14 protein-coding genes and 8 tRNA genes are annotated in these 20,899 nt (G+C 44.8%); 15 read left to right on the top strand and 7 right to left on the bottom strand.

Annotated elements, in window-relative coordinates:
- The first annotated feature begins 114 nt into the window (after positions 1-114).
- The 5 genes from dnaX to L5M49_RS03575 all read left to right on the top strand — a co-directional run bounded on the left by dnaX (position 115) and on the right by L5M49_RS03575 (position 6,017).
- A complete protein-coding gene (gene dnaX / locus L5M49_RS03595) occupies positions 115-3,339 on the top strand; it encodes a DNA polymerase III subunit gamma/tau (RefSeq protein ID WP_263265459.1) in 3,225 nt (1,074 codons plus the stop codon).
- A 223-nt stretch (positions 3,340-3,562) separates the two neighbouring features.
- Entirely contained in the window at positions 3,563-3,892 is a 330-nt protein-coding gene (locus L5M49_RS03590; RefSeq protein ID WP_028759630.1) for a YbaB/EbfC family nucleoid-associated protein, read from the top strand.
- 12 nt (positions 3,893-3,904) lie between these two features.
- Positions 3,905-4,504 (top strand): recombination mediator RecR, encoded by a 600-nt coding sequence (recR, locus tag L5M49_RS03585; RefSeq protein ID WP_028759631.1) that lies wholly within the window; start codon positions 3,905-3,907, stop codon positions 4,502-4,504.
- Positions 4,505-4,944: 440 nt separating this feature from the next.
- Positions 4,945-5,436, top strand: a complete 492-nt coding sequence (locus L5M49_RS03580; protein ID WP_263265458.1) for a GNAT family N-acetyltransferase — start codon at positions 4,945-4,947, stop codon at positions 5,434-5,436.
- A 167-nt stretch (positions 5,437-5,603) separates the two neighbouring features.
- A complete protein-coding gene (locus L5M49_RS03575; RefSeq protein WP_263265457.1) occupies positions 5,604-6,017 on the top strand; it encodes a hypothetical protein in 414 nt (137 codons plus the stop codon).
- A gap of 386 nt (positions 6,018-6,403) precedes the next feature.
- Here L5M49_RS03575 and L5M49_RS03570 read toward each other — a convergent pair.
- The 5 genes from L5M49_RS03570 to L5M49_RS03550 all read right to left on the bottom strand — a co-directional run bounded on the left by L5M49_RS03570 (position 6,404) and on the right by L5M49_RS03550 (position 7,177).
- Positions 6,404-6,480: transfer RNA gene (locus L5M49_RS03570), tRNA-Met, on the bottom strand.
- 152 nt (positions 6,481-6,632) lie between these two features.
- Positions 6,633-6,709 (bottom strand) — tRNA-Met (locus L5M49_RS03565).
- A gap of 155 nt (positions 6,710-6,864) precedes the next feature.
- Positions 6,865-6,941: transfer RNA gene (locus L5M49_RS03560), tRNA-Met, on the bottom strand.
- Positions 6,942-6,982: 41 nt separating this feature from the next.
- Positions 6,983-7,059 (bottom strand) — tRNA-Met (locus L5M49_RS03555).
- 41 nt (positions 7,060-7,100) lie between these two features.
- Positions 7,101-7,177: transfer RNA gene (locus L5M49_RS03550), tRNA-Met, on the bottom strand.
- A gap of 257 nt (positions 7,178-7,434) precedes the next feature.
- Between L5M49_RS03550 and rlmKL the strand changes: the two genes are divergently transcribed.
- The 5 genes from rlmKL (at position 7,435) to rmf (ending at position 13,969) form a co-directional block, all read left to right on the top strand.
- Positions 7,435-9,564 (top strand): bifunctional 23S rRNA (guanine(2069)-N(7))-methyltransferase RlmK/23S rRNA (guanine(2445)-N(2))-methyltransferase RlmL, encoded by a 2,130-nt coding sequence (gene rlmKL, locus L5M49_RS03545; protein WP_168827462.1) that lies wholly within the window; start codon positions 7,435-7,437, stop codon positions 9,562-9,564.
- Complete coding sequence (locus tag L5M49_RS03540; protein WP_113940891.1) at positions 9,557-9,811, top strand: glutaredoxin family protein; 255 nt, start codon at positions 9,557-9,559, stop codon at positions 9,809-9,811. Before rlmKL ends, L5M49_RS03540 begins: the two co-directional genes overlap by 8 nt.
- Position 9,812: 1 nt before the next feature.
- The gene (locus L5M49_RS03535) at positions 9,813-11,738 is read left to right on the top strand and encodes an ABC transporter ATP-binding protein (protein WP_263176579.1); all 1,926 of its coding nucleotides are present in this window, start codon (positions 9,813-9,815) and stop codon (positions 11,736-11,738) included.
- Positions 11,739-11,766: 28 nt separating this feature from the next.
- Positions 11,767-13,605: a DUF3466 family protein gene (locus L5M49_RS03530; RefSeq protein WP_263208033.1), complete on the top strand. Its 1,839-nt coding sequence runs from the start codon at positions 11,767-11,769 to the stop codon at positions 13,603-13,605.
- Between the two features lie 187 nt (positions 13,606-13,792).
- Positions 13,793-13,969, top strand: a complete 177-nt coding sequence (gene rmf / locus L5M49_RS03525) for a ribosome modulation factor (RefSeq protein ID WP_006082074.1) — start codon at positions 13,793-13,795, stop codon at positions 13,967-13,969.
- Positions 13,970-14,091: 122 nt separating this feature from the next.
- Here the strand turns inward: rmf and fabA are convergent, their stop codons facing one another.
- A complete protein-coding gene (gene fabA, locus L5M49_RS03520; RefSeq protein WP_263265456.1) occupies positions 14,092-14,607 on the bottom strand; it encodes a bifunctional 3-hydroxydecanoyl-ACP dehydratase/trans-2-decenoyl-ACP isomerase in 516 nt (171 codons plus the stop codon).
- A gap of 74 nt (positions 14,608-14,681) precedes the next feature.
- On the bottom strand, positions 14,682-16,415 hold the full coding sequence (locus L5M49_RS03515; protein WP_263265455.1) for an AAA family ATPase: 1,734 nt from the start codon (positions 16,413-16,415) through the stop codon (positions 14,682-14,684).
- Positions 16,416-16,636: 221 nt separating this feature from the next.
- On the opposite strand from L5M49_RS03515, the gene L5M49_RS03510 reads away from it, so the two are divergent.
- The 5 genes from L5M49_RS03510 (at position 16,637) to uvrY (ending at position 20,853) form a co-directional block, all read left to right on the top strand.
- Positions 16,637-16,727, top strand: a tRNA-Ser gene (locus L5M49_RS03510).
- A gap of 453 nt (positions 16,728-17,180) precedes the next feature.
- On the top strand, positions 17,181-19,178 hold the full coding sequence (locus L5M49_RS03505; RefSeq protein WP_263171937.1) for a methyl-accepting chemotaxis protein: 1,998 nt from the start codon (positions 17,181-17,183) through the stop codon (positions 19,176-19,178).
- A gap of 178 nt (positions 19,179-19,356) precedes the next feature.
- A tRNA-Ser gene (locus L5M49_RS03500) sits at positions 19,357-19,447 on the top strand.
- Between the two features lie 190 nt (positions 19,448-19,637).
- Positions 19,638-19,728 (top strand) — tRNA-Ser (locus L5M49_RS03495).
- 480 nt (positions 19,729-20,208) lie between these two features.
- Entirely contained in the window at positions 20,209-20,853 is a 645-nt protein-coding gene (uvrY, locus tag L5M49_RS03490; protein WP_006082070.1) for a UvrY/SirA/GacA family response regulator transcription factor, read from the top strand.
- The last annotated feature ends 46 nt before the right edge of the window (positions 20,854-20,899 follow it).

Genomic DNA, 20,899 nt, shown 5'->3' with positions numbered 1-20,899 from the left:
GCAGCTAAAGGCGCCTTGGGATAGTTTGATGGCATGTCAAATCATGGCATGTTATCTTTCAAAGTTCTCGGGGCGCATGCTCCCGCTTTTGTATCACATACTCTGGGGAGTTCCATGTCATATCAGGTGTTAGCCAGAAAATGGCGCCCTGCCACATTTGATCAAATGGTTGGCCAAAGCCATGTTTTGCATGCCTTGACCAATGCGTTAAGCCAGCAGCGCTTACACCATGCTTACCTGTTTACGGGAACGCGCGGTGTCGGTAAAACCAGCTTGGCGCGACTCTTTGCCAAAGGCTTAAATTGCGAACAAGGCGTGACAGCCACTCCCTGTGGTGTTTGCGGTAGCTGTGTGGAAATCGCCCAAGGTCGTTTTGTCGATTTGATTGAAGTCGATGCCGCATCTCGCACTAAGGTCGATGATACCCGTGAGCTGTTAGACAATGTGCAGTATCGTCCAACCCGTGGCCGCTTTAAGGTTTATCTCATCGACGAAGTGCATATGCTGTCGCGCAGCAGTTTTAACGCACTGCTAAAAACCTTAGAAGAACCCCCCGAGCACGTTAAATTTCTTCTGGCGACAACCGATCCGCAGAAACTGCCAGTGACTGTGTTATCCCGTTGTTTGCAGTTCAATTTAAAAAGCCTGACCCAAGCTGAAATTGGCACTCAGCTCAATCATATCTTGACCCAAGAGCAGTTTCCCTTTGATGCAGAAGCCCTAAAATTGCTGGCTAAAGCTGCCAATGGCAGTATGCGTGATGCCTTGAGTTTGACAGATCAAGCCATTGCCTTTGGTGGCGGTAATGTGATGCTTGGCCAAGTGCAAACCATGCTTGGCAGTATTGATGAGCAGCATGTAGTTGCCTTGCTTAACGCCTTAACCGATGCCGATATTGGTGTGTTAATGCATACCTGTGCCCAAGTGCTTGCGTACGGCGCAGATGCCCAAGAAGTGCTACGCAGTTTACTTGAGTTGTTACATCAAATTACCTTGACCCAATTTGCCCCCGCTTGCGCGCAGCAATCCTTGTATAGCGCACAGATTCGCGCCTTTGCCGAACAGCTTAAGCCGGAACAAGTGCAGCTTTATTATCAGATTTTATTAACCGGCCGCAAAGATTTACCCCATGCACCAGACCCTAAATCGGGTCTTGAGATGGCACTATTACGCGCTGTGGCGTTTGTGCCTGAAAAGCCAGTAAAGCGCTGGCAGCCTGATGCGGTCGCTGAGATCAGTTTATCCGAAGGGCAAACGCCAGTTGCGACAGCGCAAGCTCCTGATGTAAAAGAACAAAAGTTTTCTGAGCCACATACTGCGGAACAACTGCCTGCTGAAAAAAAAACGGTATTAATTGAGCCTGCCGATACCGCAGAGCTGGCACTTGATGCTGAGCTCGAAGCGGATGCGGCATTAATTGCCGAACAGGCGGTGATTCTAAGTCAGGCGCAGAGTCAGGGATTTAACGCTGGCAGCTTAAACGTTGAGATAGTGAATGCTGAGGTCGAGCCACAAACTCAAAAAGTATCAACCGCTCAAGCGCTTTCTCAAGTTACTGAAGCTGCTGCTGACATTGGGGCATCGGTTGCGAGTTTAGATGCTCAGAATAGTGAAGTTCCTGAATTCATTGGGGCAACTGCCGAGTCGAGTATTGTTAATCCAGCAGCGGCTGAAATGGTTGTTGGTTCAAGCGCTGTGGCTGTTGGTAGTGACATTGCAGAGAAAGACAGTGCTGTTCAAGAGACTGTTGATGAAAACACTGCTGTTGACTCCCTCAACCATACTCTTACTAATAGTACGCTAGAGCAAAAGGAGCTTGATGAACATAGTCCCTATGGAACTGAAGTCGAGCATTCTTATCCAGTGATGGGAGCTTATGCCCAAGAGTCAGCGCCGCTCGATTCCTATCAAGATGCTTATGTTGAATTCTCCTCCGGCTCTTACAATGACGATGATTTTCATCACAGCTTTGACTCTCATGCTGTGCCTGATGATGTTCAACACTTAGATAATGTTCAAAATTCTGCTGATATTCAAAGCGCTGTAGGCATGGAAGGCTCAGTTGATAGTCAGTCAGTAGTAATGGCTCAAGTGTCTCCTCAGACATCAATTCCAATTCCAACACTAGCCTCCGCATCATTAGCCGACGATGATATTCTCTCGGCGGTGTTGGCGGCGCGGGATTCACTGTTATCGGATCTTGACGCCTTAAGTGCTAAGGACGGTGATGAAAAAAAGTCGTCATTGGACTCAAAACTTAAGACGCCAAACACTAAATCACATGGTGTAACCTTACCTAAATCGGTGACTAAAATTGAAGCGAGTCAGTCAAGTGTGGCATTTTCTGTTGATCCAGCATCTGATTTAGACCCTGATTTAGCGATAGATTTTGATGATGACTTCGACTTAGATCTTGAGCCTATCGATCTGCACCAAGCAGTATCTTCAGTCGTCATTTCAACTGGAATTGTCTCTGAGAAGCCTGTCAAACCGTCTGCTACATATGATCGTCCGCCTTGGGAGGCAGCGCCTGAAGCTGAATCTATCGAAGTGACGCAAGTCGATAGCAATAAGACTGACAGTGTTCAGCCGGTGAGCGCGCAAGCTGCTGATATAAAGAATTTTCAAGCCAGTCATGCTCAAGAGCTTTTAGGCGTGAGTTACGCACCTAATCATGCACAAGATGACACTCTATCCCTGAGTGACGGGCAGGTCGCAGCATCAAGTTTAAAGTCGGAAATACTTCAAAATCAGGCTGTACGTCAAGAAGAAATACCCGCCTCAGAGTTTGCTTTGGCTAGCACAACAGCACTGACAAATGCGTCAAATACAGTGGAACACACGCAGGAGACACAAGTCGCGCTCAGTTCGACTCAACCTATTAGCGGTCATCCATTAGATTTACATTGGTACAAGTTGATGGCGAGCTTAGAGATCGGCGGGCGAGTGCGGCAACTGGCGGTTAATTCTGTCTGCCAAACCTTGAGCGATCCTTTGCCGTTGCTGCTTAAACCAAACCAGAAGCATCTAGCGGCCGATGTTGCCATAGTGCAGCTTGAGCAAGCCTTAACTACCGCGCTCGGGAACCCAAGACGGGTGCAAGTGGTCATAGGAATCGATGAACAGCGGGAAACGCCCTTAGAGTTACGTAAGCGTTTCCACCAAGAGTTGCTGCAACAGGCGCATCAATCATTGATTCATGATGACAATGTGCAATGGTTGATCCAACGTATGGGCGCCGAACTCGATGCCGATAGTCTAGTATATCCGCCAGAGTTGTTGAATTTACGCAGTCAGCAAATACAAGCGTTACCTGAGTTAACTGAGGCCGCGAGTTAGCCATTATTGGCGAGTCTTTGGGTAAAATTTTCATCGTTAATTTGTAGCGTTGTGGTTTAAATTTAGGCTTCGAGTGCATATTTATAGTGATGCTGCTGAGAAACTCTGCATCGAGATCATAAGTTTATTAACAAGATAACGGCATTGATTGCCAATCCCATTTATTTAAGTAAGATTAGCCGCGTTAATGCTTGCGACTAACCCTAATAGAAGAGAAATGACTATGTTTGGAAAAGGCGGTATGGGCAATTTGATGAAACAGGCCCAGATGATGCAAGAAAAAATGGCCAAAATGCAGGAAGAAATCGCCCGTATGGAAATGGTGGGGGAATCTGGTGCTGGTTTGGTGAAAGTGACTATGACAGGCGCGCACACAGTGCGTAAAGTCGAAATCGACCCAAGCCTGATGGAAGACGACAAAGAAATGCTGGAAGATTTGATTGCTGCGGCCTGTAATGACGCTGCTCGTCGAATCGAAGAAAACCAAAAAACTAAAATGGCTGAAGTTACTGGTGGCATGCAATTACCACCAGGCATGAAAATGCCATTTTAATTGAGATAGCCGATGAAATTTAGTCCATTGTTAGATGAGTTAATTCAGTCCCTGCGTTGTTTACCTGGGGTTGGGCCTAAATCGGCGCAACGTATGGCGTTTCAGTTACTCGAGCGTGACAGAAAAGCAGGGCTTAAGTTAGCCAGTGCGCTGTCCAGTGCGATGAGTGACGTCGGTCATTGTCAGTCTTGCCGAACCTACACTGAAGAAACCCTCTGTCCGATCTGTGCTAGCCATAAACGCGGAACCTCCTCCACCATTTGTGTGGTGGAAACGCCGGCTGATGTGTTAGCCATTGAAGCGGGTGGACATTTCACTGGCCGTTACTTTGTGCTTTTAGGCCATTTATCGCCCCTCGATGGTGTAGGGCCAGAAGAGTTAGGCTTAGCGTTACTCGAGCGCCATTTGGCATCGGGTGATGTCACCGAACTTATTTTAGCGACAAATCCAACAGTAGAAGGTGAGGCTACAGCGCATTTTATTGCCGATATGGCCAGACGTCACAAAGTGATGATAAGCCGCATTGCCCATGGCGTACCAGTGGGTGGCGAGTTGGAATACGTGGATAGTACTACGTTGGCGCTGTCCTTTAATGGTCGTTTACCACTTTAATTAAACAGTTTATATTAGAACCATACTATTGATTGTATTGGATTAATTGAAGGCTGAAGTATTCAACTCGATTATCACCTTAGTGCCTGAATCTTATAAACCCGCCAAGCTCTTATCTTGAGCGGGTTTTTATTTGCCCAGAGTTTCAACCTAGGTGTTGAGGCTGGGTTATGGAGACAGGGCGGTGGTTGATTCAATTCCTATATTGATTGATATCTATCTGTATAAAATTCATGTTTATCAATAGTTTTTTAAATTTCATACTTGTCTTATGTGAGCTTCATCCGTAAAGTCGGTTTGATAATAATCGGGTTGAGTTGCTTAATCACAGTGATCCACTGTATGTCTAGTCAATTCGTTGGGCTTAGTTCTGTGTGCTTAGTTCTGTGTACGTTTAATTGGCCACGTCTTTTTTATTTGAAAACCAGGGAGGGGACTCATTGGGAAATATTACTATTAGGTATGCAGAGAAGCGTGACGCCGCAGCTATTCAAGACGTATATGCCTGCCCGAATGCCTATACAGGTACCTTGCAACTTCCTTGGCCATCGACCGATAAATGGGAGTCACGCCTTGCTGCAACATCGAATAATATTCATCGTTATGTCGCAGAGATTGAAGGTGAAATTGTCGGTGAGTTGGGTTTTGAAGTGTATGAGCAACCCCGCCGTAGGCATGTTGCCTCCTTTGGTATGGGTGTAAAAGACAGTTGGCAAGGCCGCGGTGTAGGCAGTGCCTTGATTAACGCGATGCTTGAGCTTACCGATAAATGGATGAATATAAAACGAATTGAATTAACGGTTTATACCGATAATCATGCCGCCATTGGTCTATATAAAAAGTTTGGCTTTGTAATGGAAGGTGAGTCGAAGGATTTTGCTTTTAGAAATGGTGAGTTTGTCAGTGTGTATCATATGGCGCGGTTAAAATAACATGCTGATTTATATGTCATTTTATCTGTTGCTTAAGGCTCTCACTCTAAGAGCGAACTTTAAACACTCACTCTAAGTACTAACTGTAAGAATTTGCTCTAAGCGCTCATTTTTAGAGCTCGCTTTAGGTGCTAAGTGTATGTCTGTCTCAACTTTTAAGGATAAAAATGGGACTCATTTTATTGCCGCTGCTGATACTTTGGTTGGGTGTCGGTATTTATGCCATTCGTATCGGCTATCAAGTGTTGGTCGGGGCATCGGAGTTAACTTATGCACTCAGTGTCTGCGCTATCGCCTTAGTGGCATTACTGCTCTATCTTTACTTTGGTTTTGCCCAATTTAAGGAAAATAAAGAGTTGTGGGCATTCGAAATCTCGATGTTTTTTGCCGCGAACAAGCTCGCTTTTGGCGTCATGATCCTTGGTCTTTTACTGCACTGGTTCGGTCAAGGTGTTCTCACTTCTGCTTATTTGAAACCTCTACCTTTCATCATGATTTTCGCCGTTTCCTTTGGTGCTATGGCAGGAGTCATATTGTCCGACACTTTTATGGCGAAATTTGACATCCAAAAAATGCATTGATGTCAGTTGATCAGTTTAAATCTTATTTTGGACGCTGTTGTTGAAGATGATTTGAACTGATGGCTTTCATCGGTTGTTTATAGGTCGTTGAATCCGATGAGCGCTACCATAGTGATCTGGTTAGGATTTTACAGAGGGTTATTACGAATTTTAGATACAAAAAAACCAGCTTGTGTTGGTTATTTTTCTCTTTCATAAAGAGAATTGGTTGCGGGAGCTGGATTGCTAATGTTAAATCAGCGACGACCTTCATCCTTTGTTTATAAAGAATTGAGCCCGACGAGTGAGCATGTTGCTCTGTTCTGTATTTAACTGTGGTTTTCTATGAATTTTAGATATAAAAAAACCAGCTTATGCTGGTCAATTTTCTCTTTCACAAAGAGAATTGGTTGCGGGAGCCGGATTTGAACCGACGACCTTCGGGTTATGAGCCCGACGAGCTACCATGCTGCTCCATCCCGCGTCCGATTGTTGTTAATAACTGTTTTAATTCTGTCATCAAAGAATTGGTTGCGGAAGCCGGATTGCTAATGTTAAATCAGCGACTACCTTCCCTGTTGTTTATAAGGAATTGAGCCCGATAAGCTGTTTCTCTTTATAAACACATATATAAAGTGGTTGCGGGAGCCGGATTTGAACCGACGACCTTCGGGTTATGAGCCCGACGAGCTACCATGCTGCTCCATCCCGCGTCCGATTATTGCTGTTAATAACTGTTTTAATTCTGTCATTTAAGAATCGGTTGCAGTAGCCGGATTGCTAATGTTAAATCAGCGACTACCTTCGCCTGTTGTTTATAAGGAGTTGAGCCCGATAGCTGTTTCTCGTTATAAACACATATAGAAATTGGTTGCGGGAGCCGGATTTGAACCGACGACCTTCGGGTTATGAGCCCGACGAGCTACCATGCTGCTCCATCCCGCGTCCGATATCTATCTGTTTTACTTTACTATTGTACTTTAAATTGGTTGCGGGAGCCGGATTTGAACCGACGACCTTCGGGTTATGAGCCCGACGAGCTACCATGCTGCTCCATCCCGCGTCCGATATCTATCTGTATTACTTTACTATTTTGCTTTTAAATGGTTGCGGGAGCAGGATTTGAACCTACGACCTTCGGGTTATGAGCCCGACGAGCTACCATGCTGCTCCATCCCGCGTCCGTCTTCAAAGCGGGGCAGACTATAACGGCAGCGCCTTGGCATTGCAAGGACGAAGATCGAAAAAGGTGGTGAACGCTTAAATATAAAGCGGAGTGGGGGGCTTTCATACAATTTAAACATAAGTTAGGGATTTTTCGTTGATTATCTTAGGTCGAGGATGAGACTAAATGGGGTTTCGACTAATAACTGTTTATCTTTTATGTATTCGAGCAGGTATAATGTCGCTTTGATTTTGACTGCGTACTGATTATCCCATGCTTAATTTTTTTGCCGCCGCCCCTAAGGGCTTTGAATATAGCTTAGCCCAAGAGCTGACAGAATTTGGTGCGACTGAAGTAAAAGAGAGTGTTGCTGGTGTGTATTTCACTGCCCCCTTAGCTTTAGCGTATCGGATTACTTTATGGACACGTTTAGCCAGCCGTATCGTGTTGGTTATCTATAAAGGCAGCTGCGAGTCGGCAGAGCAACTTTATAATGCCGCTTATTGTGTCGATTGGCCGGCGCATTTTTCCAATAAAAGCACTTTTAGTATCGATTTTCATGGTACGGGTGGTTTTATCAATAATACCCAGTTCGGCGCACTCAAGATTAAAGACGCGGTTGTGGATAGATTCCGGGACGATGACGTTGAGCGCCCTAATGTGTCACGCGTCGATGCTGACTTTAAAGTCGATGCCCATTTCCGTAATGGCGTGATCACTATTGCGATGAACTTCTCTGGTCCCTCACTGCATCAACGTGGCTATCGTTCTACTACTGGTGAAGCACCACTGAAGGAAAACTTAGCCGCCAACATGTTAGTACGCAGTGGCTGGCAAGCAGCGCCTTCGACCTTGCTCGATCCTTTCTGTGGTAGTGGAACTGTGCTGATTGAAGCGGCTTTAATGGCGGCCGATATTGCCCCAGGCTTACAGCGTAGCCGTTTTGGGTTTGAACATTGGCGTCGTCATGATAAAGCCGTGTGGCAAGAAATTGTTGAAGAAGCAAAAGCGCGTGCCTCATTAGGCGTGAAACGTTGCGAGATTAAATTCTACGGCTCAGATATCGATTCGCGCTTAGTCGCGTTAGCCAAACGTAACGCCGAAAATGCCGGTGTGCTCGAGTTAATCGAGTTTCAAGTTGCAGATGCGTTGACGATAACGCCGCCTGCAGAAAGTGGATATTTGATCACTAACCCACCTTATGGTGAACGTTTAGGCAATGTGTCTGAGTTATTGCAGCTTTACTATCAGCTAGGTGACAAGTTTAAGAAAGAGTTTGGCGGCTGGAAAGTGGCCATGCTGTGTAGTGATATCGAGCTTGTATCATCACTTAAGCTTAAAGCCGACAAACAGATGAAGATGTTCAACGGTGCCCTAGAATGTGCCTTTAACATTTATACCTTGCATGCGACCAGTACGCGTCGTGATACACCAGTGCTGCCAGACGGCGTCGACATTGCCGATATCGCCCCTGCATTTGCTAACCGCATTAAGAAAAATGCCAAGTTATTAGAGAAATGGGCCAAGAAAGAAGGCATCGACAGCTATCGTATTTATGATGCCGACATTCCTGAATATAACGTCGCAGTAGATAAGTATTTAGATTACGTGATTATTCAAGAATATATGGCGCCAGCAACTATACCTGAAGCCGTAACCAAGCGTCGTTTAAGCGATGTATTGTTAGCACTGCCGTCTGCCATTGGTATCAATCCGAACAAGATGATCATGAAGACGCGTGAGCGTCAAAAGGGCACGAGTCAGTATCAAAAGCTGGATGAGCGTAAGTTAGAGCTTATCACCACTGAATATGGCGCTAAGTTCAAACTGAACTTAACTGGTTATTTGGATACAGGTTTATTCCTCGATCACAGATTGACACGCCGTTTAGTCGGTCAAAAATCTAAGGGACGCCGTGTACTTAACCTGTTCTCTTACACAGGTTCTGCTTCTGTGCATGCGGCGCTTGGTGGGGCTAAATCGGTGACGACGGTGGATATGTCAAATACCTATATTGCTTGGGCGAAGGACAACTTTGCACTCAATGGACTGCAAGGTAAGCAGTATGAGTTTGTTCAATCTGACTGCATGCAGTGGATCCGGGATTGCCGTGAACAGTACGATCTGATTTTTATCGATCCGCCGACCTTCTCAAATTCTAAGCGTATGGAAGATTCATTCGATGTGCAGAGAGACCATGTGAACTTACTGGCATCCTTAGTGAAACTGCTCAGCCCAACAGGCGAGCTAGTGTTCTCTAACAATAAACGTAAGTTTAAGATGGACATAGAGGCACTGACAAAGATGAACATTAATGTGAAGAACATTGATGACGTGACTTTGCCTATGGACTACAAACGTAATCCACATATTCATAATACTTGGCTTATCACCCATGCCTGAGTTGACTCAAGCAGAATTAGATAACAGGCATTATCTGCTATATCACACCGAGGGATGTCATCTGTGTGAACTGGCCGCAGCCTTATTGGCTGCGGCCGACATTGGCTATCGGGCCATAGATATTTGTGACGATGAATACCTCGCGCAGCGTTATGGCGTATCGATCCCAGTGCTTAAAGCTTGGGATGGTAGAGAATTACATTGGCCATTTAACGCAACGCAATTACAAGAGTTTACAGGAGCTTAGTTTGAGTCTGGTTCGTATCAATAGTGGCTCTTTAGCCTATGGTTACACTCCGTTGTTACAAAAAGCGGATTTTACTATTCAACGCGGTGAGCGCGTGTGTATTGTTGGCCGTAATGGTGCTGGCAAGTCGAGTTTATTAAAAGTGTTATCTGGTGATGTACTGCTGGATGAAGGCGAATTCAACATCGCTGGTAATGTGACCGTTAGCCGTCTACAACAAGATCCGCCAAAGGCTGAGCAAGGCACGGTATACGCTTATATTGCTGCGGGATTAAAGGAAGTGGGCGAGGCGCTTGAGCGTTATCATCAACTGTCCCACGATGTGGCCCATGCCGATCCAGAGCAAATGGATCGTATGCTAAATGAGATGCAAGGTCTGCAAGAAACCTTAGACCACTATAATGGATGGCAGTTAGATTCTCGCATCCAACAAAACTGCGAGTTGTTAGGTCTCGATCCTGACAAATCCTTGAGCGAGTTATCGGGTGGTTGGCAGCGTAAAGTGGCGTTAGCCAGAGCACTGGTGAGCGAGCCAGATCTGTTGTTACTTGATGAACCGACCAACCATTTAGACATAGACACTATCGAGTGGCTTGAAAAGTTTTTACTTGATTATCAAGGCGCTATCGTCTTTATCAGCCACGATAGGGGCTTTATTGCCCGTATGGCGACGCGGATTGTCGATTTAGACCGTGGTGTGGTGACCTCATGGCCGGGCAACTATCAAATGTATCTTGATGGTAAGCAAGAATGGTTGCGCGTCGAAGCCGAGAAAAATGCCTTGTTTGACAAGCGTCTCGCCGATGAAGAAGTGTGGATCCGTCAAGGCGTTAAAGCCAGACGTACCCGTAACGAAGGTCGAGTTCGCGCACTGAAGGCGCTACGTGAAGAGCGAAGTGAACGTCTGAATCGTCAAGGCAATGCTAAAATGGCAGTATCGGATACTGAACGTTCTGGTAAGTTAGTCTTTGATGTGACCGATCTTAACTTCAATCTGCCCGATAAAAATCTGGTTAAAAACTTTAATACGACGGTTATCCGTGGTGACCGTATTGCGCTGATTGGGCCAAACGGTTGTGGTAAATCAACCTTGATCAAGCTGTTAATCGAGAAGCTGCAACCGCAATCGGGCGAAATTAAAGTCGGTACTAAGCTCGAAATCGCTTATTTCGACCAATATCGTGAAGCGTTAGATCCTGAGCAAACCGTTGAAGATAACGTTGGTGAAGGTAAAAAGACCATCACGATCAATGGTCAAGACCGCCACATTTTAAGTTATTTGCAGGACTTCTTGTTCTCGCCTATGCGCGCCAGAACGCCAGTGAAAGCGCTGTCGGGTGGTGAGAAGAACCGTTTGTTATTGGCTAAGTTATTAATTCGCCCTGCAAACTTAATCATTCTCGATGAGCCAACTAACGATCTTGATATTGAGACCTTAGAATTGCTAGAGTCGTTGCTCACTGAATACCAAGGTACGTTATTGCTAGTGAGCCATGACAGGGCATTTATCGACAATACTGTGACCAGTAGCTGGTGGTATGCGGGTAATGGCCATTGGAGCGAGTATGTAGGTGGTTATCAAGATGCTGTGAACCAAGGGGCAAAGTTTTATTCTGAGGAACCTAGTTCACAAAAGGTGGTCGAAGCTCCTGCGGTTGAAACTAAACCCGTCGAAGTTAAAACTGCAGAACCAGTGAAAGCGGTAAAAAAACTGTCGTATAAGCTACAGCGTGAGTTAGAGTCGCTACCTAATGTGATGGAGCAATTGGAGGCAGAAATTCTCGCATTGCAGACCACTATTGGACATTCAGACTTTTATAGTCAGGCGCAGGATAAAGTCAATCAGGTATTGAGTCAGTTGGCTGATAAAGAAAAGCAATTGGAAGTTTGCTTCGAGCGTTGGGAAGAGCTTGAGTCACTGAAGTAAACCAATAATAAAAATGGGAATAGAATTAATGAAGTCAAAGTTGGATAAAGCCCTTTCCTTGGTTGCCTTAGGTGTCCTTGGTGTATTAAACAGTGCCCATGCTGCACCTGTCTACGAGATTGTTAATCTTGATGATTATGATCTGCCACTTTCTGATAGCTTCAAAGGAACTCGTAATGGTTATGCGTTAGGTGTTAACGCCAACGACGAGTTAGTCGGTATCATCAAAGGTAAGAAAAAACTTAGCACATCAGATGTGGAAGGTGGGGTTATTGATATAGAAGATGGTATAGCCAAAGAGGAAACTATCACCTATTCAATCACTTCGGCGATTATTGCCAATAACTTTGCCTTTATAGCGGCGCAAAATGGTGCCGATGGTGCATGGAAGACAACCTTTGATAGTATCAATGGCACTACGCCACCGAGTGATACTTCGGTTGTTAACTCAGTCGATACTTTTTATTACGGCATCAATGATGCGGGCGTGAGAGTGGGCAGCATGACTGCGCCTGAAAAGAAAACAGAAAACACTGCAACTACTGATGTTACTGATGATTATTGGTATTACCGCGACTATGAGTTCCGCGGTGTTGTAAAAGTGGGCAGCACTGAAATTCCATTAGTTCCTCCCTACACGCAATTTGTTAATGCTGATAAGACTAAAACCGCAGAGTTAGGTGGATGGTCTGCTGCTACAGCTATTAATAATAATAACTTAGTGACCGGTTACGCCAGTACTGCTATCAGTAAATATGGTAGTGATCGTGTTAATTATTGTTTAGGCTCGGATAATACTTTGCCGTTGGATATTTGTGTACAACGTGAGCAATATCCGAATACGACGGGTACGCGTAACATTCAGTACCAGACGCGTGCCTATGTATGGCAAATCGACAATAATATTGCTACGGGAATTGAGTTGCCTTTAGGGTTAACGCCTAAAGCTGATAACACTTTAACCTTTACTGCTCAGGCGCTCGGCGTGAATGATAACGGTGTGGTTGTTGGTCGTTCGCACGTTTATCGTAATAACAATACAGATAAGTTACACCAAGATGCGGCTTATTGGGCTAAGGATGTCGAAGGTAATTATAAATACCACTGGATCCCAATGGGCGAATCGATTTCAAGTTCCATTGCCTATGACATCAACGATAGTGGTATTCTTGTCGGTAGTTATCGTAGCTATATTCAAGGTTATTTGCGCGACAAGTTTTTCTATTTTGATACTAATACACCTGATGTTGGCTATGTAACCCCTAATGATTTTGCCTCAACGGCAACGGATCTTTCGAGTAAACCCAAGGATATTAACAATAAAGGTCAAGTCGTAGGTTATATAGAAACCACCTATGATAAGGAAAAACCACGTCCTAAGGCGGGCTTCCTGTATGAGAAATCTACCGGTGAATTTAGTAACCTTAACAACCTGTTGACCTGTGAATCTAAGGGCTATGAAAAGGGCTCTGATGGCAATTGGACCCGTCATAAGGTTGAATTTACGGATGGTACTGGTAAAGTACTGACTTATGACAGTGATATTCTCGTTGTTGAAGCGACCAGCATTAATGAAGATGGCACCATCGTGGGGACTGCCTTTATTCGTAAGCCTTCTTTCCAGTTAGACTCTAATGGTAATATTATTGTTGGTGAGAATGGTGTACCACTATTTGAACTCAGTGGTAATGGTAACCCTGTAACGGCTTATGTTCCACGTATGGTTGTACTTAAACCGGCTACCAGTGGTGAAGCTTGTACTGTTGAAGATAGCACCGATACCGGTAATTTTGAGCGTTCTGGTGCGGCAACGTTAGCTTGGTTATTTGCTTTGCCATTGGTGTGGTTCCGTCGTCGAATTCGTTAAGTTTTAAGCTTCAATTCAGACTAAAAAAATCGAGGCGAAATGCCTCGATTTTTTTTCGCTAGGATCTCAATAGTTTAATAAATAGTCAGTATAATAGCCGATTTTTTGATTGATCTTGGCGTCAAAAAGCACTATTTCTATGGGTGAAGCTTTTGCTTCTATTTTATGTAGAACAGAGGACGCTTGCATGAAAAGACAAAAACGAGATCGTTTAGACAGAGCTTTTTCAAAAGGATTCCAAGCTGGGGTTGGTGGACGCTCTAAGGAGCTCTGTCCATATGCAAATCTTGATTCGCGATCGCAGTGGTTAGGCGGTTGGCGTGAAGGTGTGGATGGCCGAGTTAATGGGCTATTTAATAAATAATTGAGTTTTACTCATTAATTAAATAGCCCAGAACAAGCAAAGTAATGCAGCATATTGCCCTCAGATGAGGGCATTTTTATATCTGTAGTACTGATATCTTCAGTGTATTGGAGTAAGACTGATCAGAATGTAGACGTATCGCTAAAGACACCGACTTTAAGATCGGTTGCACTGTAGATTTGACGGCCATCAACTTCAAGGATTGCATCGGCAATACCCATCACCAGTTTACGGTGAATAGTACGCTTGATATTGAGTTTATAAGTGACTTTCTTAGCGCCTGGTAATACTTGACCAGTAAACTTTACTTCACCTACACCCAGAGCACGTCCTTTGCCTTCTGCGCCTTCCCAGCCTAAATAGAAGCCAACGAGTTGCCACATGGCATCAAGCCCTAAACAGCCAGGCATTACCGGGTCGGTAATAAAGTGGCAGTCAAAAAACCATAAGTTTGGATTAATATCGAGTTCAGCGACAATTTCACCTTTGCCAAACTCACCGTCATTATCATTGATAGTAACGATTCTATCTATCATCAGCATGTTATCGACAGGCAGACGAGGTGAGTTTGGACCAAATAATTTCCCATGGCCACAGGCGATGAGTTCTTCTTTATTGAAACTGTTTGCTTTGTTCATTGTTTTACTACTCCAGCAATAAGAGCCGCCAAGATTAGCGAACACGTGTAAGCTAAACAACTCCGATCAGCTAATTAGCGGCGAAAAAATCCCAATTTTGCGAGTAATCTCGTGATTATGCCGATTTCCTCCTCGCCATTTCCTGCGAGCTTGTCTAATCGTTCCTGCACAAGGCCGTATAATGAATCATGTGGAAAATCATTATCTTCATCGGCTACACCCGCAGGCATTTGCATTAATAGCTCAACAGCTTGGTCCATATGCTCGATTGCATAGAGGTGAAATAAGCCTTTGCCTACAGCTGTAATCACTTTGGGATTGAGGTTAAGCTGTAACACGTTCGATTTGGGCATGATGACGCCTTGTTCTCCCGTGAGACCACGACGTTCACACAGATTAAAAAAGCCTTCAATTTTCTCGTTGATGCCACCAATCGCTTGCACATTACCAAATTGATCCAATGCACCAGTTATTGCCAGTGACTGAATAATGGGTTGTTCAGCAATCGCTGACATCAAACAGCAGTATTCGGCGAGTGATGCGCTATCACCATCAATTTCTTGATAGGATTGCTCGAAAACGATATTGGCATTTAGGTGTAATGGTGCATCTCGCCCAAAGATACGGTACAAGCAGGCAGAAAGGATCATCATTCCTTTGGCATGTATATTGCCACCAAGTTCAGATTTTCTTTCGATATCGGCGACTTCACCATCACCATAGTGAACAGATGCCGTGATCCGCGCAGGCTCACCATAACTGTAATCGATTGCATCAATGACAGTTAATCCATTGATCTGACCAACCATAGCACCCGAAGTTGGCAGATTTATGAAGTTGTCATCGAAGCTTTGACCTGAATACTCTTCCGAGCTGTTATGACGATAGTTGGCTTGGGCTAACGCGAGCTCAATACTGCTCGCATTGATACTCGGTTTACCACAATAGGCTTTAGCTTGTACCATCAGTTGGGCAAACTCGAGCATAGACAAACTGAGGCGGCGCTGATGTTCGGTTAACCGTGCACTATAACGAAAAAGTGGCGCTAGGCTTGATTGTTCTAAAGTGACCTCGACACTTTGTGCAACCGCTTGCAACCATGCGACGTATTGTGATTCTGTATAACGGACCAAGTCGATTTCGCTAGCGAGTTCTGCTAGTAGGGTAAAGTGACGTTGAAATTGCCAATCCTCAGTTCTGACTTGGCTATAAATCATTCCTGCACCGATAAGGACAATTTTACAATTGAGCGGGATAGGACTTAAGTTATTGCTAATCTGATACGCTTTATGGGTGAGGATTTGCATCACTAATTCCCATAAACCTTCACGTTTCCACAGTGACTCGGCGCAAATAAATACATAATGACATTCGGCCAGAGCACCAGCTTGATACTGACTTGTTGTTCCTGTTTGTGCCATACGGCCAATGAGGTCTACACGGCGAATATTGCCACTGAGGTAGCGATAGCGAGTCGTTTTTTCGGCAATACTGATCTGATTTTCTAGTGGTTTCTCTGATTGCCACTGAAATGTTACCGCTTTATCAGTCGGGCGTGTTGCCACTAAATAAGCTGGAGATAACGGCGCTAGGCTATCAATAGAGGCTTGGATCATTAATTGGCGGTCAATGCTCGGGAAATCAGCCAGATACAAGTGCTGATCGACAATAGCTTGGTGGAGTTTAAACGCATCCACAGCACGCTCTTGTCCTAAGAGTAATGCGCTTAGATTGTCAGCCGTTTCGGGAAGGGTTGGCAGGCTAAATTCAGGTGCGAGTGAAGACGTGGGTATCAAGAGTGAATTCATATAAGCATTTACCGTGAAAAGTTGCAGTGATTTTACCATACCAAGGCGACAAGTCTCTCACTGTATAGGTGTTTTTACGTCTGTTTACTCGATTATTCGTTGAAACTGGCCATGTATTTGTTGTAAAAAACATCGGGGTGAACATAAGTTGAGCATTTGACTCGATATTTAAAAATTGAGGTTTACAAGTTAGCGGTATACTTATATTATTTTTGGCGTTAGGAGGGGTGGCAGAGTGGTTTAATGCACCGGTCTTGAAAACCGGCGTGGGTTTATAGCCCACCCAGGGTTCAAATCCCTGCTCCTCCGCCATTTTTAGTCAAAAAGCCGCTAAGCAATTAGCGGCCTTTTGCATTTATACAGTTTGAACCCTTGGGTTCCTGATTTGAAGCGCAGCTCCTGCGCCATATTCACGAGAAAGGCCATCAGTAATGATGGCCTTTTTTGTTTGTGCTATTTCCGCTCTTAGGTTTTGACCTTAAACGTGGCGTCAGTGCCATGCTTTAGGGAAAGACTATCTGTCATGATTGTTCATTGTGTTAACCCTAGATTCTTCATTCTGATATCAGTGACTGCTACTGATTAATGGGCTTTTTTATCCGCGCTTCTCGTTTATGGTCTACACTAAGTTTGTGGCCAAGTTAATGGTTTTTATGGCCTTTAAAATTTGCACTAGGATGGTGCGACGTATGATTCTCGACAGTCTTGGACCATACGGCCGAACAATTCTCCCATCAGGGTGACTTATTTTAAGTAGAGAAAGCTATGTTGTTACCTACACGTATTTCGCAGCGGCTCACAATGGGCAGCGTAGTGCTGCTTCTACTGACTGGGCTCGCGGTTTTTGGTGTGATGTCACTTCGAGGGCAGCCTCGAGTGGTGGCGGCGAGTCAAGAGTTAATTGAGCAAACGGGGAGCAGTATCGTAAGGCAACTCGCACTTAAGTTGGCAAGCATTGAGGGGATTACTTTAAGCCTTGCACACCTCGCAGAAGTGCTACCCCATGAGCAAGCTCTATATCTTAACTCCTTACCTAATTTGATTGATAACAATGGCGATCTCACTATCGCTGGGGGCGGGATCTGGCCTGAGCCAGATAAATTCGTCGCTGGGAGTATCCGCCACAGTTTTTTCTGGGCCCGTGGTAGCGATAATCTACTGGCATATTCGGATGACTATAATGCGCCATCTGGCCCTGGGTATCATAATGATCCTTGGTATACGGGCGCGCGGACTAGCTCAGTATCTCAATGTTTATGGTCAGAGGCTTATCAAGATCCGGTTACAAAGGTGGCTATGGTGACATGCAGTGTGCCATATCGTCTCACGGGTACATTTGCAGGGGTCGCAACGATAGATTTAAAACTTGATGATTTAGCCAAATTTTTAACAGAACATGGCAATGTGACTGACGGTTATGCTTTTGCTTTAGACCAAGCGGGTAATATCTTACATTTTCCTGAAACGAATAAGTCCGACACTATGTTGCGTTTTACGGATCTCGTCGGGCAGTTACCTTGGCTCTCCCCCGTTGAAGCTGCACTTAAGCAAACCTCAATCAACAAAGTGGTGTCTGTAAGCTTAAATAAGGATGGAAGACTTAATCAGGCGAGTGAGGTGAGTCTTTTTGTGATGCCTGATACCGGATGGGTGATTGGCCTTGTGACGCCTAAAACGCGAGTCACAGGGCTTGCCCGTGAGCTAACATTTGATATTTTATTGTTTTTATTACCATTACTCGCCATTTTACTTTCTCTGGCTTGGTTATCGGGTAAAAAACTGTTGGCGCAACTTGAGGAAACCACAGATCAAATTGCTTCCCTTGGGAACGGTAGTTTGGGGGCGAATGTTGAACTGCAAATTCAGCGGGATGATGAGATTGGCGCTTTGCGCCGAGCCGTAAACACCTATGCAGGGACGTTAAGGGCAATGTTAGATCTGATCACTCAAGAAGCGAAGAAAATTCAATTTGAGGCAACGCAATTAAGCGGACTTAGCCGTAAGTTAGCTCAGCGCGCAGAGCAACAGCGGCTGGAGAGTGCACAATTAGCCGCTGCGATAACGCAAATGTCTTCAAGCGCCATGGAAGTCGCGAATAATACCAATGACTGTGCTGCAACTGCGCAATCGTCTTTGATTGTAGTGCGGGAAGGGCAAACCCGTGTTGCAGCCAGCAATACTTCTATTGAGGCATTATCAGGAGAAATTGCCAACGCAACTAAGGTGATATCCCAATTGGCCCAAGACAGTCAAAAGGTGGGCGCTGTATTAGATGTGATTAAGGCGATTTCTGAGCAGACTAATTTGCTCGCTCTCAATGCGGCAATTGAGGCGGCTAGAGCGGGCGATCAGGGTCGTGGTTTTGCAGTCGTTGCTGATGAAGTTCGAACCCTTGCGGGGCGAACTCAAGATTCGGCTAATGAAATTAGTACCATGATTAACGCTTTGCAATCGGCTTCGCGGCTCGCTGTGCAAGCAATGCAAGCTGGGGAGTCCCGCACTGTCCATGCGGTTGCGGAGGCTGAGGGCGCTGCCGATTCTCTATCGAGTACCGTACAAAGTTTCGATGATATTTCACAGCGTGCCCAACAAATCGCGTTAGCTGCTCAGCAGCAAAGCCAAGTCACTCAAGAGATTAATGAGTTGGCGGTGCGAATAAATAGCATCAGTGAAGATAACTCCCTCGATGCAACGGCGCTTGATGTGTTAAGCCTTGAGATGCAGAAACTATCTGACCGTTTAATCAATATCAATCGAGCTTAGTCTTAATATAGTGTGAAGTGTGCCACCTTAAAATGGCGCTTCAACTGATAAGGGATTCAAAGATAAGTTGAATAACGCGATATTTTTAAGCGGATTGGATGTAGATTGACCATGTAGATTGCTTCTTTAAATTAAGGGTTTACAGCAGAGTAGTAGATAGCTATTATCTCGCTCGTTCGGAGGGGTGGCAGAGTGGTTTAATGCACCGGTCTTGAAAACCGGCGTGGGTTTATAGCCCACCCAGGGTTCAAATCCCTGCTCCTCCGCCATATTTACGAGAAAGGCCATCAGTAATGATGGCCTTTTTTGTTTGTGCAATTTTCATTTCAGTTTTCTCATTCTAATCCCTTTGTTATTCACGGCTTTCGATTTAAGTGAATATGAAATAGTCAATCAACACGATTAACCATAAATTTAAGTTTACAGTGGCGACAGAGATAGCTATTATCTCGCTCGTTCGGAGGGGTGGCAGAGTGGTTTAATGCACCGGTCTTGAAAACCGGCGTGGGTTTATAGCCCACCCAGGGTTCAAATCCCTGCTCCTCCGCCATATTTTTACAAAAAAGGCCATGTTTATTCATGGCCTTTTTTGTGTGTGAAATTTGAGCTAGGGTTCTCCATTCTAAGCGCAGTTCTTACGCCTTTTTGCATTTAAGCTATTTAAAAACCTTAGGTTCCTGATTCTAAGCGTATCTCTTCTGCTATATTCACGTGAAAGGCTAACAGTAATGATGGCCTTTTTGTTTTTCTTGAACTGAAAAATTGCCTATATTTGCTGGATACTTTGATATCGATTTAACAGGGATTTTAGGCTGGTCATTCTGGGGTTATTGCTTCGTTTTTAAACGCTTTTTATTGGTATGCTATTCTGGAATCCTTCCTTTAAATATCATCTAGTTAACAATGTTGAATTTATGCTTTGCGAAATGGGGTTGTTGGGCTAAATTAGCCCTATGAACTCGTTATCCGTTTGCCATGTTGCTTTTTCTAACACACGGATCGAGCTGTAAATTGTAAAAGGTGGGTTAAGTTGATTTCGATATATTTGGTTGACGATCATGAGCTTGTGAGAACTGGGATCCGCCGCATCTTGGAAGATGAACGTGGGATCAAAGTCGTGGGCGAAGCCCCTGATGGTGAGACTGCGGTGCAGTGGGCTCGCCAAAATGAAGCGGATGTGATCTTAATGGATATGAATATGCCTGGGATGGGCGGATTGGAAGCCACTCGAAAAATTTTACGATATCAACCCCATGCAAAAATTATTGTATTAACTGTACACACGGAAGATCCTTTCCCAAGTAAGGTGATGCAGGCTGGCGCTTCGGGCTATTTAACAAAAGGAGCGACGCCGCCGGAAGTATTGCAAGCGATACGTCAGGTCTCTCGCGGACAACGTTATTTGTCCCCAGAAATTGCACAACAGATGGCGCTGAGCCAGTTTAATCCTGCCGATGAAAACCCGTTTAAATCTTTGTCCGAGCGTGAGTTACAGATCATGTTGATGATCACCAATGGCGAGAAGGTTAACGATATTTCTGAGCAACTGAACTTAAGTCCTAAAACCGTTAACAGTTACCGTTATCGTTTATTTGCTAAGCTGGGGATCAGTGGTGATGTCGAACTAACGCGGTTAGCTATTCGCTATAAGATGTTGGATGCTGGCCATTTTTAATGGAAAGTGGATTGCGTTGGTCGATGACTTTAATCTAGCGAGTTCT

The organism is Shewanella sp. SM74 (assembly GCF_025653725.1).
Taxonomy (GTDB): Bacteria; Pseudomonadota; Gammaproteobacteria; order Enterobacterales; family Shewanellaceae; genus Shewanella; species Shewanella oncorhynchi.
Note: the sequence above shows the minus strand (reverse complement) of the source record. Positions and strands in the feature narration are given on the sequence as shown.